This is a genomic window from Mycobacterium seoulense (genome assembly GCF_010731595.1).
In the GTDB taxonomy this organism is placed as follows: domain Bacteria; phylum Actinomycetota; class Actinomycetes; order Mycobacteriales; family Mycobacteriaceae; genus Mycobacterium; species Mycobacterium seoulense.
In genome coordinates this window covers 88,942-105,881 of record NZ_AP022582.1, presented here as the reverse complement: position 1 = coordinate 105,881, position 16,940 = coordinate 88,942, and the positions used below count along the sequence as shown (strand labels likewise).

Below are 16,940 nucleotides of genomic sequence, written 5' to 3'. Positions count from 1 at the left end.
TGCCCCCTACAGACCGCTCGGGTACGTTTCGGGCGTTTCGCCCGCGACCCACACGCTGGTGACCTCCAAGGGTTCCAGCGCCCGGGATCGGTCGATGTGAATCATCGCGTCGAACTGGTCGGCCGGCCGGACATGGAAGTAGTGGCTCTGCCGCTCGGTCTCGGGCCGGTAGATCACGCCGATGGCGCGCCCCAACCGGACCGCGCCCAGCGGCTCCGCGGCCCCCGAGCCCAGGTGCGGCGACACCAGGAACTCGCCCCTGCCCGTCTCGTGCAGGAGTTCTTCGATGCTCCCGTTGAGCGCCGGGCGGACGACCTTGCGTTCGGCGATGCCGCCCCAGTCGCTCGCCGCTGTGACCGTGCCCGAGTAGGTGCTGAAGCCGATCAGACGTGATTCGTCGCCGTGCCGCTGCCGGACCAGTTGGCCGAGGGTGAGCTGTCCGTCGGACCACACTTCGGTGGCGCGCGCATCCCCGACGTGGGAGTTGTGTGCCCACACGACGATTCGCGCCGACGGCACCTGCTGGTGGCGGTCCAGATGCTTGAGCAGCGCCTCGAGCGTCTGCGCCATGTGCTTGTCCCGCAGGTTCCACGAGGTGACCCGCCCACTGAACATCGCCCGGTAGTACACCTCCGCGTTGTGCACCGTCTGGGCGTTTTGGTGGGCGTAGAACAACTCGTCCTCGGCGAGCAGTCCGTCGCGGCGCGCATACGCCAACGCATTGCGCTGGATGTCGACCAGCTGATCGATCGCTTCGGTCTCACACGACGGGCCGGCGCCGAAGGCCGCCGAGAACCCGTACGCCTGACCGTCATCCGCCGAGGCGTGGTCGAAGCAGGCGTAGCGTTCGCGTGCCCGCGCCGCCGCCCTGGGGTCGATCTTGTCGAGGTAGGCGATCACCTCGTGCATCGACCGGTGCAGGCTGTAGAGATCCAGTCCGTAGAACCCGGCCTGCCGCTGGCCGTTGTTCTCGTGCCGCCGGTTTCGGGTGCGCAACCACTCGACGAAGTCACGGACGACGGTGTTGCGCCACATCCAGGCGGGAAAGCGCTCGAAACCGCTCAACGCCTCCTCGGCGCTCGTGTCGTCCCCGATGCCGCGGACGTAGCGATTCACCCGGTAGGCGTCGGGCCAGTCGGCCTCGGCCGCGACGGCGCAGAAACCCTTCTCCTCGATCAGCCACTTCGTGATCTCCGCGCGGGCCTGGTAGAACTCGTGCGTGCCGTGCGAGCTTTCACCGATGAGCACGATGCGCGCATCGCCGATCAGCTCATCGAGCGTCTCGCGTGGGGGGACCCCCGCGGGCGCGTCGACGGCCGCCCGGTCGATCAGCTCGGCGGGCGTGTGCGCCGCGGCGCTCGTCGGCGCCCCGGTCGTCGGGGTGGCCAGCAGCCGGCGCACCTCCTCGTCGGTGACCTGGCGGAAATCCCAGAACGACTCCCCGACCGCGAGGAACGGGGTGGGCATGCTCGCGCATACGACATCGTCGACCAGGCCGGCGAATTCCCGGCACGTCGACTCGGGCGCTGCCGGCACGGCGACGACGATGTGGGCCGGCTCGGCTTCGCGAAGCGCCTGCACCGCCGCGGACATGCTTGCGCCGGTGGCCAATCCGTCGTCGACAAGGATGACCGTCTTGCCGGCCACGTCCACGGGTGGGCGGCCGTCGCGGTAGGCGGCCTCGCGCCGGATCAGTTCCCGGCCTTCGCGTTCGGCGACGGCGCGTAATTCCTGCGGGGTGATCCGCAAACCCCGCACGACGTCGTCGTTGACCACGACGCGGCCCCCGCTCGCCAACGCTCCCACGGCGAACTCCTCGTGGCCGGGGGCGCCGAGCTTGCGCACGATGAAGGCGTCCAACGGCGCACGCAGCGCCGCCGCCACCTCCCACGCCACGGGGATGCCGCCGCGCGCCAGCCCCAGCACGATCACATCGGGCCGATCGCGGTAGGCGCCGAGGAGGTTCGCCAGGACCCGGCCGGCCTCACCGCGGTCGCGGAACACGCGCCGTGGCGAAGAGCGCCGGGCAGCGTCAGCGGCTCTGGTCATCACACACCGCGTTCAGTGCCCGTTGGACTACGCCTGGGCGGCGGACGGTGAGGGGGGGCATGGGGATCTCCTCACGTCTTCGGACTGGCCTCGGATCGACCTCGACGAATCCATCCGACCGCACCGGCGTAACCGGCGGTAGGGACCGAAGTCCCGGGCTTGCGGGTCGTTCGTCGGCTCAGCTTCGTCGGCGCAGCTCGCCGATGTAGACCATGACGCGGTTGAGGATGAGGTCGTAGGCGTCGCCGTCCTCGACCAGACGGACCAGCCCACGGTTGCGGAGGAAGCCCTCCAGGCGCCGGTCCAGGCACCAGTCGACATAGGTGTCGCCGGCATACGGCGAGTGCAGGAACGTGTACGCGAGCTCGTCGACGTCGGAATCGGTCGGCGACGGACATCCGTCTGTGGTGGAAGGCATTTGGCTTCCTACGCGCCCCGAGCCCGGTCCCGGATGGCGGCCTGTATCGCGGTGAACCGGGACAGGGCCCGCTCGTCGGCGGCTTTCTGCTCCGCGGCCGTGACGATGATCGCGTCGGGGCCCGGGAACACGGTTGCTTCCTCCCCGGTGGCCAGCCACCGGACGCGGTAGGGCGGTTCACCGTTCGGCGAACGCACCGAGGTGATCAACCCGCGCACATCCGGGCGGCCGATCGTTCCGCTCTTGATGACGAGCCAGTCCCCCTTATTGGCGTGCATGTCGTCTCCCTTCAAAAGTATTGGGGCGTAACCGGACTCGTACTATTGGCGCATCTCCAAGACGTCGCTTATCCCCCGCCGCGGAGTCGGTTCCGGAGCCCCCCGGCCCGGGGGTGCGGCGCCGACGCGGATCAATACCTGGGGTACCGCTTCGGCATCGGGGATGAGTTCGAAAATCATGTTCCGGCTGGGTCGCAGCTCCGTCACGTGCGTCACGGTGCAGGTCGCGAAGCCGGCTATGGTGCACTCCAGCAGGACCGCCGAAAGCGCCTGGCCGCAGCCGAAGGCGTCCGCACGGCTGTCCCCGGGTGTGGACAGCACGAGCACCTTCGCCTGATCCTGAGGACCCGCCGAACTCGCGCGGGTGTGCTCCTCGTCGGGAAACTGGCGGTTCACGTCGACGGCGCGCGTCTGGTTCACCAGCGCTTCGGGTATGCCGTCGTCGTGCCTGCCCGGCGCCGTCCACCAACGTAATTCGTGCTGATAGTCGTCGTCGTAGCGGCGCAACGCCTCGTTGAGGCGGGCGGCCTCGACCAGCCGCGGCCGTGCGTCGTCGGCCAGTACGTCGAGGCGGGCCAGGTCGGGGTCGAAGGCGCTGCGCAGCACCGGCTCGAACGACGCCCAACCCCTGGGCGCACCGAACGGGCGCCGGTCGGTCCTGCGGCGCACGATCGCCGCGGCGCGGTCTCGTCGGGCTACGCCGACGTAGTCGGCGGTGGCGAAGTCGATCGCGGCCAGGTGATCGAGGTTGTTGGGATTGGGAAACTCGTCTACCTCGGTCTCCCACCCCTCGGCGGCCATCGCGACCCGGAAGTGATCGAGCACCGCGCCGCAGCTGATGATCGACTCGCGGCCCGAGCTGTCGGCCGAGGGCACCACGCGGCCGGGGTCGGCGAAGAGGTCGACGGTCGGACCGCCGGCGATCCATCGCCAAGGCTGGCTGTTGTGCAGCGAGGGTGCCCGGCACGCGAGCTCCACCCCACGGGTGAGCACTTTGTTGTCGACCATCGTTGGGGTCATTGCCGTCGCCTCTCCTGTCTTACTTGGACCCTCGGGCATGCGGGCAACGCGCGCCAGGGTCCTTGGTCCCCTGGGTCGGGTCATAGGGCCCGCGGGACGGCCGCCGCGACTGATGACCTTTGTCTCTATTGCGCCGTCGCCGCGGAGCAAACGATGAAGACGACCCACGCACCCCTGAGGACCCTGTTATGGACGTCATCCACAAAACGGCCGCCGACTCCCGTGTCCGGCCCAACCTCACCGACTACGAGCACGAGCGCGCCCGGTTCGACTGGTCCGATGTACCGAATCTGTGCGAGGGCATGGGGCCAGGCTTGTGCAACATCGCCTACGCCGCCCTGGACAGGCACGCCGGCGGCCCGGCCGCGACGCGCACGGCCCTGCGGTTCGTCGCCGACAGGCCGGTGGACGGCGCGATCGCCACCCACGACCTCAGTTACGCCGAGCTCGGGCGGCTGGCCCGGCGATTCTCCAGCGCGCTGCGCTCGCTGGGCATCACCAAGGGCGCGCGCGTCTTCACCCTGATGGGCCGCACCCCCGAGCTCTACATCGCGATGCTGGGCGCGCTGCGCAACGGAAGCGTCGTCTCACCGCTGTTCTCGGCCTTCGGGCCAGAGCCGATCGCCACCCGGGTCAACATCGGGCAAGCCGACGTCCTGGTGACCACCCGGGCGCTCTATCAGCGCAAGGTCGCCAAGATCCGCGACCGGCTGCCCTCGGTGCGGCACGTCTTCGTCGTCGACGACGGTCAGGGTGACGGCGTCCCGCCGGACACGCTCGACTTCCGGCAGTGGGTGGACGCGGCCGACGAGAACCCACCGATCGAGCCCACCACCGCCGACGACCCGGCTCTGCTGCACTTCACCAGCGGCACCACGGGCACGCCCAAGGGCGCCATCCACGTGCACGGCGCCGTCGCGATGCACTACGTCACCGGCCGGTACGCACTTGACCTTCATCCCGACGACACCTATTGGTGCACAGCCGATCCGGGCTGGGTGACGGGCACGTCCTACGGCATCATCAGCCCGCTGCTGCACGGGGTCACGTCCATCGTCGACGAGGCGGACTTCGACGCCGAACGCTGGTATCGCATCCTGCAGGACCAGGGGGTGTCGGTGTGGTACACCGCGCCGACGGCCATCCGAATGCTCATCAAGGCGGGACCGGAACTGCCCGCGCAATACCACTTTCCGCGGCTGCGCTTCATCGCCAGCGTCGGAGAACCGCTCAACCCCGAAGCCGTCTGGTGGGGAAAACGAGTGCTGGGCTTGCCGATTCACGACAATTGGTGGCAGACCGAGACCGGCGGCATCATGATCGCCAACACGCCGGCGTTCGACATCAAGCCGGGCTCGATGGGCCGGCCCCTGCCCGGTGTGGACGCATTCATCGTGCGGCGCGACGACGACGGACCCGTCGAGGTGATCGACGAACCGGATGTCGAGGGCGAGCTCGCGCTCAAGCCGGGCTGGCCGTCGATGTTCCGCGGTTACCTCCACGCCGAGGAGCGATACCGGAACGCCTTCGCCAACGGGCTGTACCTCAGCGGGGATCTCGCCAAAAAGGATGCCGACGGCTATTTCTGGTTCGTCGGGCGCAAAGACGACGTAATCAAGTCCGCGGGACACCTGATCGGTCCGTTCGAGGTGGAGAGCGCCCTGACCGACCACCCCGCGGTCGCCGAGGCGGCCGTCATCGGCATACCCGACCCGACGGTCGGCGAAATGGTGAAAGCCTTTGTCACGCTGAAGAACGGCGTGGTGGCCGACGAAGACCTGCGGCTGGAGCTGCTCGGCCACGCCCGCAAACGACTGGGGGCGACCGTGGCGCCCAAGGAGATCGAGTTCGTCGACTCCTTGCCCCACACGAGCAGCGGCAAGATCATGCGGCGGCTGCTGAAGGCCCGAGAACTCGGGCTACCCGAGGGGGACACCTCCACCATCGAGCGACAACCCGCCGCCCGGGCCCAAGGAGTGCCGTCATGACCGATACCAAACTCGCCCACGAGCTCCTGTCGGACATGGTCCGCGTGCGACGCATGGAGGAGAAGTGCGCGGAACTCTACAGCGCGGCCAAGATTCGCGGATTCCTCCACCTGTACGTCGGTGAGGAGGCCGTGGCCGCCGGGTCGCTGCGCGCGCTCGCCGACGACGACGCGGTGGTCGCGACCTACCGCGAGCACGCGCACGCGCTGCTGCGCGGCATCCCGATGCCCTCGATCATGGCCGAGATGTTCGGCAAGCAGGAGGGCTGCTCGCGCGGCCGGGGCGGTTCGATGCACCTGTTCGACGCGGCCAGGCGGTTCTACGGCGGCAACGCGATCGTGGCCGGCGGCCTGCCGCTCGCGGTGGGCATCGCGCTGGCCGACGCCATGCTGCAGCAGAAGCGGGTGACCGCCTGCTACTTCGGCGACGGCGCGGTGGCCGAAGGCGCGTTTCACGAGTCGTTGAACATGGCGGCGCTGTGGAACCTGCCGGTGCTGTTCTGTTGCGAGAACAACCTTTACGCGATGGGCACCGCGCTCGACCGGGCCCAGTCGCAGACCGACCTCACCGTCAAGGCGGCCGCCTACCGAGTCCCCACGCTGGCCGTCGACGGCATGGATGTCGAGGCGTGCCATGCGGCCGCGCAGCAGGGCGTCGACCACGTCCGCGACACCGGCGGCCCGTTCTTCATCGAATTCCGCACCTACCGGTTCCGCGCGCATTCGATGTTCGACCCGGAACTGTACCGGGACAAGGCCGAGGTCGAACGGTGGCGCGAGCGCGACCCGATCCAGGCGTTCACCGAGAAGTGCTTGGGCGATGGCACGCTGTCCGACGCCGACGTGCGCGCGATCGAGGACGCGGCCGCCACCGAGATCGAGGAGGCGGTGGCGTTCGCCGACGCCGGAACCTGGGAGGACGTGGCGGATTTGGAACGCGACGTGCTGACGGAAGAGGCGGTGCGATGAAGACCAGCTACCGGACCGCAGTCCACGACGCGCTGCGCGACGCCCTGCGTGACGACCCGCGCGTGGTGCTGATGGGCGAGGACGTCGGGCGGTATGGGGGAACATACGCAGCCTCCAAGGGCCTGCTCGAGGAATTCGGCCCCGATCGCGTTCGGGACACGCCGCTTTCGGAATTGGGCTTCGTCGGCATCGGGATCGGCGCGGCGCTGAACGGGTTGCGACCGATCGTGGAAGTCATGACGGTGAACTTCAGCCTGTTGGCGCTCGATCAGATCGTCAATACCGCCGCGGCCCTGCGTCATATGTCCGGCGGGCAGTTCTCGGTGCCGATCGTCGTCCGGATGGCGACGGGCGCCGGGCGCCAGCTCGGCGCCCAGCACTCGCACAGCCTCGAGCCGTGGTACGCCCACATCCCCGGCATCAAGGTCCTCGCCCCGGCCACCGTCGAGGACGGGTACGGCATGCTCGGTCCGGCCCTGGCCGACCCGGACCCGGTGGTGATCTTCGAACACGTCCAGCTCTACAACACCTCGACGGACGTCGACGCTCTCGCGCCGACCGACATCTCGCGGGCGGCGGTCCGCCGCAGCGGCGCCGACGTCAGCCTGATCACCTACGGCGGGAGCCTGCCCAAGACGCTCGACGCCGCCAACGAGCTCTCGCTGGCCGGAATCGACTGCGAGGTCATCGATCTGCGTGTGCTGCGTCCCCTCGACGACGCCACCATCCTGGACTCCGTGCGCAAGACGCATCGCGCGGTGGTGGTCGACGAGGCGTGGCGCACCGGCAGCCTGGCCGCGGAGGTCACGGCACGCGTGATGGAGGGCGCGTTCTACGACCTCGATGCGCCGGTGGCCCGGGTGTGCAGCAACGAAGTGCCCATGCCCTACGCCAAGCACCTCGAAGAGGCCGCCCTGCCCCAGGCCCATAAGATCGTCGCCGCCGTGCAGAGCCTGTTCGGAGAACGGTCGTGATCGAATTCAAGATGCCCTCACTCGGCTCCGACATGGATGAGGGCACCCTCAACGAGTGGCTGGTCAAACCCGGGGACAAGGTCACTCGCGGCCAGGTCGTGGCGATCGTCGAGACCACCAAGGCCGCGGTCGAGGTCGAATGCTGGCAGGAGGGCATCGTCAACGAGCTCGTCGTGCCGATCGGCGAAACCGTCCAGGTGGGAACGACATTGGCCACGCTGGCGGAGCCCGGCGAGCAGGCGGAGAAGCAGCCCGTGCCCCGCCCGTCGACGCAGGCCCCCGCCAAACCGGCGGCAGCGCCGCCGAAGCCGCCGCCGGCCCCCAGCGCTCCCCCGGCCGCCGCCGGGCGGCGCCGCTGGGTCTCGCCCGCCGCGCGCCGGCTGGCGACGTCGCTCGGGGTCGACATCGACGCGGTGAGCGGCACCGGACCGCAGGGCGCCGTCACCATCAACGACGTCGAGCACGCGGCCGCGGCCAAGCCGGTCGCGCCCAAGCCGGCCGCGCAGCCCGGGGCCAAGCCGACGGCGGCCGACCGCGCGGCGCAGATGCGAAAGTCGATCGCCGCGGCGATGAGCCGGTCGAAGCGGGAGATCCCGCACTACTATCTCTCCGAAGAGATCATGCTGGAAAAGGCGCTGTCCTGGCTGACGACCAGGAACGCGCAGCGGTCCATCGACGAACGGGTGTTGCCGGCCGTCCTGCTCCTGAAGGCCGTCGGTGTCGCCGCCCAGCGGTTCGCCGAGTTCAACGGATTCTGGCGGGAAGCGGGGTTCGAGCCCGCCACCGGAGTTCACGTCGGTGTCGGCATCTCGCTGCGGGGCGGGGGCCTCGTCGCGCCGGCCATCCACGACGTCCCGGAGAAGAAGCTGGACGAGTTGATGGGCGACCTCACCGATCTGGTGGCCCGGGCGCGGTCCTTCTCGCTGCGCAGTTCGGAGATGTCGGACCCGACCATCACGGTCACCAACCTCGGCGACCAGGGCGTCGACGCCGTCTTCGGCGTCATCTACCCGCCGCAGGTCGCGATCGTCGGCTTCGGCCAGCCGGCCGAGCGGGTCTGCGTCATCGACGGCGGGATCCGGGTCGTCACGACGGTTCAGGCCACGCTCGCCGCCGACCACCGCGCCAGCGACGGGCACCGGGGCGCGCTGTTCCTCGCCGCCATCAACGAGCTGCTCCAGCAGCCCGACCTCCTAGAAAAGTGATGTGCAATGACCAATGAAGACACTCGCGCCGTGGTGTTGTCGGTGCTGACGACCATCGCCCCCGAGATCGACCCCGACGACATTCGCGACGACGTCCTGCTGCGCGACCAGGTCGACCTGGATTCCATGGACTGGCTGAGCTTTCTGCGCGGGATACACAAGCGGCTGCACGTCGACATCCCGGAATCGGATTACGCATCGTTGCGGACACTGGCCGATGTGGTCAGCTATGTGGAGACGAACGCGTCCACGGTCTGAGCCGCGAAGCGCAACGGGCGCGGCGGGTTTCGGGACGCACTCAGCAGGGGGGCAGTCGTGACGGGTACGACACCGGACATCGAGACGATCGAACGGGCCGTACTGCTGGCCTGCCGCGCCCCCTCCGTGCACAACAGTCAGCCCTGGCGCTGGGTGATCGAGGGCGGTGCGCTGCGCCTGTTCGTCGACCGGCACCGGGCGATCGGGGCCACCGACTATTCCGGCCGGGAAGTGATCCTGTCCTGCGGCGCGGTCCTGGACCACCTGTGCGTCGCCATGACAGCCGCGGGCTGGGAGCCGAAAGTCGAGCGGTTTCCGGACTCGGACGACCCCGACCAGCTGGCCGCCATCACCTTCAGCCCCCTCGAGCACGTCACCGAGGCCCAGCGCCGTCGGGCCGAGGCGATCCTGCAACGGCGCACCGACCGACTTCCCTTGGGACGTCCCACGTATTGGGACCTGTTCGAGCCCACGCTGCGGGGCACCTTCGACGACACCGAGGTCAGCCTGGAGGTGCTGGGTGATGAGGTGCGGCCGCTGCTGGTGGAGGCGTCGCAACTGACCGAGGCGCTCCGCCGCGACGACTCGTACTATCACGCCGAACTCGAGTGGTGGACCTCGTCTTTCGTGTTGACCGAGGGGATGCCTCCGAGCGCGCTGGCCTCCGACAAGGAGAGCTGGCGGGTCGACGTGGCCCGCAGCTTCCCGGTCAGGAGCCACGCGGACCGGCGCGGCGAGGTCAAGGCGGATTGGGCGAAAATCCTTGTGCTGTCGACCCCTGAGGACACCAGGTCCGACGTGTTGCGGTGCGGCGAAGTGTTGTCGACGGTGTTGCTCGAATGCACGGCGGCCGGCATGGCGACGTGCCCGCTCACCCACCTCATCGAACTGGACGACAGCCGCGACATCGTGCGCGAACTCGTCGGCGGGCGCGGCGAACCGCAAGTCCTGATCCGCGTGGGGGTGGCCCCTCCGCTGGAACACCTCCCGCCGGCGACACCACGACGGGCGCTGGGCGATGTCCTGCGGGTCCGTTAGGCGTTGCGCGGTGCGACGCCATGGCCGGCCGGGTAGACAACCTTTGTCCCGGCCCCGCGGGACTTTCGGCCGCCGACCCCGGCGGCCGTCCGCAATACGATGTGTGTAGCGATGCCGACGAAGGGGATGACTGATGTCACTGACTCATGATGGGGTTTCCATCCTGCCGGTGAACGAATGCTGGGATCTCCTGGCGGGCGTGACGCTGGGCCGACTGGTCACCAGCGTTGGCGGTCAACCCGAGATCTTCCCGGTCAATTACGTTGTCCAGCGGCGCACTGTGCTGTTCCGCACCGCCGAGGGCACCAAGTTGGTCAGCACCGCGATCAACAACCGGGTGCTGTTCGAGGTCGACGACCACGATGTCGCCGAGGGGTGGAGCGTGATCATCAAGGGCACCGCGCGCTCCCTGCACACCAACGAGGAGATCGAGGAAGCCGAGCGCGCCCAGGTGCTGCCGTGGACGTCCTACGACAAGTCGCACTACGTGCGGATCGTTCCCGAGATCGTCACGGGCCGCCGGTTCCGCTTCGGTGTGCCGGTGCAGTGATCCTGCCGCTACCCCGACCTCGTGTGGCGTGGCCGCGGCACGAACTCCAGCGACAGCAAGACCAGCAGCGCGGCCGGAATGTGGTGAACGCACAACACCACGTAGCGCCGCTGCGACAGCGCGTGGAATTTGCGGAGGTAGCGGTACAGGGACTCCAGCCGGATCAGGGGGTCCAGCAAGTGGATCAGCCGGAGCGCGATCCGCTGTAACGGCCCCGGTCGAGCGGCCTCGAAGATCTCCGGAAACGCCGCGAATGCCAGTGAAAGCCGCTGTCCTCCGGCGCTTTTCGCGTGCGCGATCATGTCGACGCTGAGCCGCTCGTCGACACCGTTGGGGGCGTCCGGGCGGCGGAACGGAACGTCGAGGCTGACTTCGGATCCCTCGCCGGCGGTCAGGTATCGGTGAAACGCGACCGCCCGCCCAACCCCGTCCCGCGCAATGCCCAGCGTGACACCGGGAAAGCGGCCCTGCAGCGCCCCGTCGAGGTTCATGCAGAACCCGCGGTCGGTGCGCGCCGCGCGGTGCGCCGCGTACAGCACCCCGGTCAGTTCGGCCCGCGTCGCGTCGTCGAGTTCTTGTTCGTCGACGAACTGCGTCGTGACACCGCAGTTGTGCGTGCGCTGCACCGCCTGGCGCAGGTTGCGAAAGCGGCGTCCCCGCAGGGTGAAGTGGCGGATGTCGATGACGACATCACGGCCGATCGGCACCGACAGCAGCGGCTGCCCCACCGTGTCCCTGCGCCACAGGCCAAGGTGGCGTTCGCCGGCGGCCAGCACGACGATCTGCCACCCCCGGCCGCGGCACATGCGGACGAAATCGGCTGCGAGGTCGTCGAATCGGGCCGCATCGCCGATCGGGTCGCCGCTGACCACGGCGAAGCCAAGCCGCGTGCGATAGGCGATCGCGGCGGTCCCGTCGGTGTTGAAGTGATAGCTCTTGCTCGAATGCATCGCAAACGGCGCCAAGGGATCCCCCCGGGTGGCGCTGACCAGCTCCCACACCTGGCTCAGCAGCTCCGGCCGTGGCCGGGCCGTGGTCGGGAGCATCAGTGCCAGCCCACTGCCGGCGATGAGGACGTTGCCCAGTACCGCCCAGGACAGGAAATGCGCGCCCAAGCCGGCTCCCACAGCGCCCGCCGCGTACATTGCGTGCGCGGTGGTCACCGGGCGGCCGAGGAAGATGCCGCGCGCGATCAGCGCGGCCGCGCCCAACAGCGCCACCGACCAACCGAACCGGCCCGGGGCGACGCGTTCGTAGCCGAGATGTTCCCGCGCGACCAACACCACCAGCCACAGCACCACGCACAGCAGCAACAACACGCTGACGCGGCGTGCCGCCGGGACGTCGGCACCGACCAGGACCCGTTCCCTGCCGGCCCGGCGGCTGCCGGGAGTGATCTTCACGGCGCCCGCTAGCGCACGACGAGCACGGAGCATTCGGGGTGGCGGAAGAGCGGATGCCCCTGCGGCCCGACCAATTGCGGGAGCTGACGGGCCTCGTCCCCGCCAATGACGGCGAGAAGAACGCGCTCGTCGTTGGCGCTCAGGTAGCTGGCGATGCCATGCTTCGTGGTGATCGGGTAGACCCGCACCTCGGGACAGCCTTCCTGCCATTGGGCCACCCGGCGTTCGAATGCGCCGTCGGCGTGCTCGGTGAGCTCCTCGGGGCGCCCGCCGAGCACCAGCATGGGAGCCCTGCGCAGCTTCGCCTCCGCGGCGGCATAATTCACGACGGTGTCGTTACCGGGTGCGTCCGTCATCCGGACCACGATCCAGTTGATTTCCGGCGGTGGCTGATCCGAGCCGGTCCGCAAGACCACCACCGGGCACTGCGCCTTCTCGGCGAGCTCCGTCGCCGTCGAACCCACGATGGACCGGGCGTACCGCCCGATCCCGACGCAACCGACGCAGATCAGGTCGGCCGCCGCGGACGCTTCCACCAGCACCGACCCGGCGGGACCGCGCGGCGTGTCCGTCTCGACCGCGACTGACTTTCCGGTGGCCTCGATCGCGAGTCTTGCCTGCTGGAGCGACTTCTCGGCATGCGCGACGTCGCGCTCGTAGTCTTCCGGGGATTCATGCGTCGGCTTGACGACGGAAACGAGTCGCAGTGGCACGCCGCGGGTGATCGCCTCGTCGATGCCCCACAGCGCGGCCGCGATCGCCGCCGACGAACCGTCGATTCCTACGAGGACCGATTTCATCGTCCGACCCCGTCAATTCGTCCCGGCAGAGGAGCGGACCGACTCCGTCAGCTCGACGCGCTCCGCCCGGCGCTTGACCGCGAGCAACAGCGCACGGGTCCCGAGCGAAATCGCCGGCCTCGCCAGTTCCAGGACGAACACTTCGCCCGGGTAGCGCAGGCCGATTCGGGCGCGCGCGAGGAGTCGCACCCGGTCTTCCCAATGCGGCTGCAGATGAAATGACAGGACCGCATTCCAACGCGGCTCGGATCGCATGGCATTGAGCACGACGTACTTTTCGGGCACGATCTCCGCGACGCGCAACGTCACCCCGTCGGGTAGCCCCAGCCAGCCCTCGGGAGCCAGCCGGACGGCATCCCCGACCCGCAACCCCTCGTTATTGTCCTGTCCGACAGCGCTTCTCAGCTCATCGACGTCGTCACGTTCGCCGCGGTCCTGGCCCATCTGCAGCAACCGGGACCACACCGCGGGCACGGGGGCGTCGACGTCGACCGCCTCGGTGGTCTGGACCGCCGGATCGCTCACCGAGGCGTCGCCCGGAAATCGCATCTGCGACTCGGCCTTGGTCGCGCCCCAGTTGCGGTAGTACCTGCGCGCGCAGTACAGAACGGTGAGCAGCCCGCCGATCTGGGCGATCCGCTTTGTCATGTTGGCCATGGCGCCAGTCTGCGCGGGGCACCGACATGCCTGCGAGGGTCCTTGGTCCCCGGTGGGCCGCCGATGTGCCCTGCGCACCCGCGGCGACGCACTCAGCCGGCCGGGGTGATCAAGCCGTACTGCCCGCTGACACGGCCAAAGGTCACCGGGCCGCACGCGGCGTTCAGGGCAGCGCCGCTGCCCGCACCAGCTTCTCCCCGGGTTGGTCGCTGCCGGCCGCGTCGGTCTCGCGCGCCAAGAAGGCGGTGAGCTCTCCGATCGCGGTCATCAGCGGGGCGGGGAACACGATCGTGGTGTTCTTCTCCACCCCGAGTTCGAGCAACGTCTGCAGGTTGCGCAGCTGCAGTGCGAGCGGGTGCCTCATCATGGTGTCCGAGGCGTCGCCGAGCGCGGCGGCCGCGCGCGCCTCCCCCTCGGCGGCAATGATTTTGGCCCGCTTCTCCCGCTCGGCCTCGGCCTCGCGCGCCATGGCGCGCTTCATGCTGTCCGGGAGCTGAATGTCCTTGAGTTCGACCAAGGTGACCTCCACGCCCCATTCCACCGTGGTGGCGTCAAGGATCTGGCGGATGCTGCCGTTGATCTTCTCGGTTTGGGCCAGCACCTCGTCGAGGGAGTGTTGCCCCACGACGTTGCGCAGGGTGGTCTGTGCGATTTGGTCGATGGCGGCGTTGACGTTCTCGATGACGACGACGGCCTTGCGGGCATCCACGACGCGGAAGTAGGCGACCGCGGCGATGTCGACGCTCACGTTGTCGCGGGTGATGATGCCCTGGGACTGGATCGGCATGGTCACGATGCGCATGGAGATCCGCCAGAGGCGGTCGATGATGGGAATGATGATCCGCAAACCGGGTTCGCGGACGCCGATCACCCGGCCGAGCCGGAAATGCACACCGCGTTGGTATTCCTGCACCACCCTGATCGACGCCAGCGCCAGCAGCACCGCCACGACGCCCGCTGAGATCACCAGGGTGAGGCCAATCTGGTTCATGAGGACGACCTCGATCCGGGTCGCTGGCGGCCTCCGGAGGAGGCGCGTCTGCGAACACGGGCGGCAAACGCCGCGGCCCGATCGAGGTCGTGATCGTCGGGCCGTCCCCGGTTGATGCCGCCGATGAATCCGAATGGCCCGACCGTGTCGAACCCCCGGCACGAGAAGGATCCGATCACCTCGAAGCCCTTTTCCTCGAGCTTTTCCCGAATCGGCCTGTGGTAGCCCACCAGCGGAATTTCGCGGGCCCCGCTGGTGAAGAACGTGAACGCCGCGGTGTGGTGGTCGGTCGCCGGAAGCTGACGGATCAATTTCCGTAGCCTCGCGTCGGTCATCATGTAGTAGATCCCGGACCCGAAACCGACGAGGTCGTAATCACCGACGGTGCCGGGGTCGACGGACTCGGGGCTGACGACCTCGGCATCCAGCACCCCGGCCATCCGATCGGCCACCAGTCGGGTGTTGCCGTGTGATCGGGAAGCGCAGACGATAAGCGACCTCATGGCCAACTCCTTTGCGACGGCTGCTCGAACACTTCATGCTGCCCAGGAACCCGCGACCGGGTAAGGGCGCAAAGACACAGCGGCCCGGGGCCTTGGTCACTTCCGTGCATCACCCCTGGTGAACGCCGCGAGCGGGGGCGAACGGAGGTCCCTCGCGGTCGGGACTTCGGTCCCTATCGGCATGTCCGGCGAACGGCTGGAATAGGGATTGTGACTGTGACAGTTCCCGCAACGGAGCCAGGCACCGCGGCATCCGTCGGCGGTGCGAAGGTAATCGCCCTCGAGTCGCATCCGGCCTGGATCTCGGCGCAACGGCACGCCGCCGAACTCGTCGCCGCGATGGGCCGTCATCCGTCGGCGGTGGGCCGCCCCGCCCATCGGACTCAAACCCGGATCCGGCGGCCCCGGCCGTGACCGGGACAGCGACGCGTGAGCGGATCCGCAGGACCGTCGCACGAACGACGGCATTGTCGGCGGCGGCCCTCATGCTGTGGGCGGGTGCGCCGGGCATGGCGGCTGCCGATAGCGGGCGTCCACAGGCCAAGCCCGAGGAGCGGGCGGCGGCCCTGATCCGGCCGTCCATCATGTACCTCGTCGGTGAGGGCTACGGCCTGGTCCGGCTGCCCAGCGGCGAGGTCCTGTCCCAATTCGGGCGGGGTTCCAGCATGCCGTTCCTGGCCTCCTGGAACTGCACGGCTTTCGTCGTCAACCCGGACGGTTGGGTGGCGACGGCAGGCCACTGCGTCGACCCGGCGAGCGCCACGGAGCTGATACTCAAGCGGGCGGCCACGGAATATCGGAGCCAGTTCCCGGATGCGCCCGAATCCAGCGATCTGGCAACCACTTTGGAGTGGCTGCAGAAGAACGCGAAGGTGGAAGGCGACGCGCCCGGGCAGGGCCCCCACGTGGGCATCACGCTGATGTCCGGTGCGGGAACGAAGCTGGGCGACAAGGTGGTCGCGAACGTGGTCGATTTCCGGCCCCTCGGAAAGGGCGACGCCGCCCTTCTCAAGGTGACCAAGCGCAACCTTCCGTCGTCCGAGCTCGATACCGACGCCGACGTCACCATCGGGACGCCCGTTCTCGCGGTGGGCTTCCCCGAGAGCACCCAAAACGTCACCGGCCCTTCGCTCGACCCCACCTACAAGAGCGGCAAGGTCAGCAAGAAGTCGATCGCGGGATCCAATCCGGCCTACGAGATCGACGCGGCGATGACGGACGGCATGAGCGGTGGGCCGACGATCGGGCTGAACGGCAAGGTGATCGGCCTGAACAGCTTCGCCCCCGCCGGCGAGACGCAGCCGTTCAATTTCATCGCCCCGGCCGACGGGATCGCCGCGATATTGGCGAGCAAGGGCGTCAAGCCGATGCTCGGGCCCGCTGACCGGTTCTATCGCAAAGGGCTCACCGACTTCTACGCGGGCCACTACACCGATGCGATCGACGAATTCGACCAGACTCTGGCCATGTCGCCCGGCTACCCCGGCCTCGACGAACTCAAGACCAACGCGGTCAATCTGCGCCAGCAGTACGGGGACGTCTCGTCGCTCAGCGGCCGGAACCTGGTGTGGTACATCGTCGTCAGCGTCGTCTCGGTGCTGGGCCTCGGCGCCGGGTTGACGTTCCTATGGATCAAGACGCATCGCCGGGTTCGCCCGGCACCCGACGTCCAACCGCTTCGCCTGATGCCCAGCCACGAGCTGGGGGCCGACGAGCCGCACTTCTGCGCGCACTGCGGGGCCGAGCATCATCCGAGCGAGCGCTTCTGCCCGAACTGCGGCAAGCACATCGAGATCCCGGCGGCGGCGCGGGGAACCGGGCTCATCTCTTGACGGACGCG

17 protein-coding genes are annotated in these 16,940 nt (G+C 68.7%); 8 read left to right on the top strand and 9 right to left on the bottom strand.

What is annotated here, in order from left to right:
• Positions 1–6 precede the first annotated feature (6 nt).
• The 4 genes from G6N37_RS00490 to G6N37_RS00475 all read right to left on the bottom strand — a co-directional run bounded on the left by G6N37_RS00490 (position 7) and on the right by G6N37_RS00475 (position 3,765).
• Positions 7–2,049, bottom strand: coding sequence for an erythromycin esterase family protein (locus G6N37_RS00490; RefSeq protein ID WP_163674424.1), 2,043 nt, complete (start codon positions 2,047–2,049; stop codon positions 7–9).
• 178 nt (positions 2,050–2,227) lie between these two features.
• Positions 2,228–2,467, bottom strand: a complete 240-nt coding sequence (locus G6N37_RS00485; protein WP_163674421.1) for a hypothetical protein — start codon at positions 2,465–2,467, stop codon at positions 2,228–2,230.
• A gap of 8 nt (positions 2,468–2,475) precedes the next feature.
• Positions 2,476–2,745, bottom strand: coding sequence for a DUF1918 domain-containing protein (locus G6N37_RS00480; protein ID WP_163674417.1), 270 nt, complete (start codon positions 2,743–2,745; stop codon positions 2,476–2,478).
• Positions 2,746–2,787: 42 nt separating this feature from the next.
• Positions 2,788–3,765: an Acg family FMN-binding oxidoreductase gene (locus G6N37_RS00475; protein WP_163674414.1), complete on the bottom strand. Its 978-nt coding sequence runs from the start codon at positions 3,763–3,765 to the stop codon at positions 2,788–2,790.
• A 188-nt stretch (positions 3,766–3,953) separates the two neighbouring features.
• Between G6N37_RS00475 and acsA the strand changes: the two genes are divergently transcribed.
• The 7 genes from acsA (at position 3,954) to G6N37_RS00440 (ending at position 10,746) form a co-directional block, all read left to right on the top strand.
• Positions 3,954–5,753, top strand: coding sequence for an acetate--CoA ligase (gene acsA / locus G6N37_RS00470; RefSeq protein ID WP_163674409.1), 1,800 nt, complete (start codon positions 3,954–3,956; stop codon positions 5,751–5,753).
• Entirely contained in the window at positions 5,750–6,721 is a 972-nt protein-coding gene (pdhA, locus tag G6N37_RS00465) for a pyruvate dehydrogenase (acetyl-transferring) E1 component subunit alpha (protein ID WP_163674405.1), read from the top strand. The genes acsA and pdhA overlap by 4 nt, the downstream gene beginning before the upstream one ends.
• Positions 6,718–7,695, top strand: a complete 978-nt coding sequence (locus tag G6N37_RS00460) for an alpha-ketoacid dehydrogenase subunit beta (protein ID WP_163674403.1) — start codon at positions 6,718–6,720, stop codon at positions 7,693–7,695. The genes pdhA and G6N37_RS00460 overlap by 4 nt, the downstream gene beginning before the upstream one ends.
• The gene (locus tag G6N37_RS00455; protein WP_163674399.1) at positions 7,692–8,900 is read left to right on the top strand and encodes a dihydrolipoamide acetyltransferase family protein; all 1,209 of its coding nucleotides are present in this window, start codon (positions 7,692–7,694) and stop codon (positions 8,898–8,900) included. Before G6N37_RS00460 ends, G6N37_RS00455 begins: the two co-directional genes overlap by 4 nt.
• Before the next feature lie 6 nt (positions 8,901–8,906).
• Positions 8,907–9,158 (top strand): acyl carrier protein, encoded by a 252-nt coding sequence (locus G6N37_RS00450; protein WP_083173665.1) that lies wholly within the window; start codon positions 8,907–8,909, stop codon positions 9,156–9,158.
• A 78-nt stretch (positions 9,159–9,236) separates the two neighbouring features.
• Complete coding sequence (locus G6N37_RS00445) at positions 9,237–10,196, top strand: Acg family FMN-binding oxidoreductase (RefSeq protein WP_163684380.1); 960 nt, start codon at positions 9,237–9,239, stop codon at positions 10,194–10,196.
• 133 nt (positions 10,197–10,329) lie between these two features.
• The gene (locus G6N37_RS00440; RefSeq protein WP_163674396.1) at positions 10,330–10,746 is read left to right on the top strand and encodes a pyridoxamine 5'-phosphate oxidase family protein; all 417 of its coding nucleotides are present in this window, start codon (positions 10,330–10,332) and stop codon (positions 10,744–10,746) included.
• A gap of 8 nt (positions 10,747–10,754) precedes the next feature.
• Here the strand turns inward: G6N37_RS00440 and G6N37_RS00435 are convergent, their stop codons facing one another.
• The 5 genes from G6N37_RS00435 to G6N37_RS00415 all read right to left on the bottom strand — a co-directional run bounded on the left by G6N37_RS00435 (position 10,755) and on the right by G6N37_RS00415 (position 15,100).
• Positions 10,755–12,182: a bifunctional lysylphosphatidylglycerol flippase/synthetase MprF gene (locus G6N37_RS00435; RefSeq protein WP_163674394.1), complete on the bottom strand. Its 1,428-nt coding sequence runs from the start codon at positions 12,180–12,182 to the stop codon at positions 10,755–10,757.
• Positions 12,158–12,949 carry a universal stress protein gene (locus G6N37_RS00430; protein ID WP_163674389.1) on the bottom strand — a complete coding sequence of 264 codons (792 nt, stop codon included), beginning with the start codon at positions 12,947–12,949 and terminating at the stop codon, positions 12,158–12,160. Before G6N37_RS00430 ends, G6N37_RS00435 begins: the two co-directional genes overlap by 25 nt.
• A 12-nt stretch (positions 12,950–12,961) precedes the next feature.
• Positions 12,962–13,606, bottom strand: a complete 645-nt coding sequence (locus tag G6N37_RS00425; protein WP_163674385.1) for an SRPBCC family protein — start codon at positions 13,604–13,606, stop codon at positions 12,962–12,964.
• A 163-nt stretch (positions 13,607–13,769) separates the two neighbouring features.
• Complete coding sequence (locus tag G6N37_RS00420; RefSeq protein ID WP_163674383.1) at positions 13,770–14,597, bottom strand: slipin family protein; 828 nt, start codon at positions 14,595–14,597, stop codon at positions 13,770–13,772.
• The gene (locus G6N37_RS00415; RefSeq protein WP_163674380.1) at positions 14,594–15,100 is read right to left on the bottom strand and encodes a flavodoxin family protein; all 507 of its coding nucleotides are present in this window, start codon (positions 15,098–15,100) and stop codon (positions 14,594–14,596) included. The genes G6N37_RS00420 and G6N37_RS00415 overlap by 4 nt, the downstream gene beginning before the upstream one ends.
• Positions 15,101–15,609: 509 nt before the next feature.
• On the opposite strand from G6N37_RS00415, the gene G6N37_RS00410 reads away from it, so the two are divergent.
• The gene (locus G6N37_RS00410) at positions 15,610–16,932 is read left to right on the top strand and encodes a trypsin-like peptidase domain-containing protein (RefSeq protein ID WP_232075200.1); all 1,323 of its coding nucleotides are present in this window, start codon (positions 15,610–15,612) and stop codon (positions 16,930–16,932) included.
• Positions 16,933–16,940 lie beyond the last annotated feature (8 nt).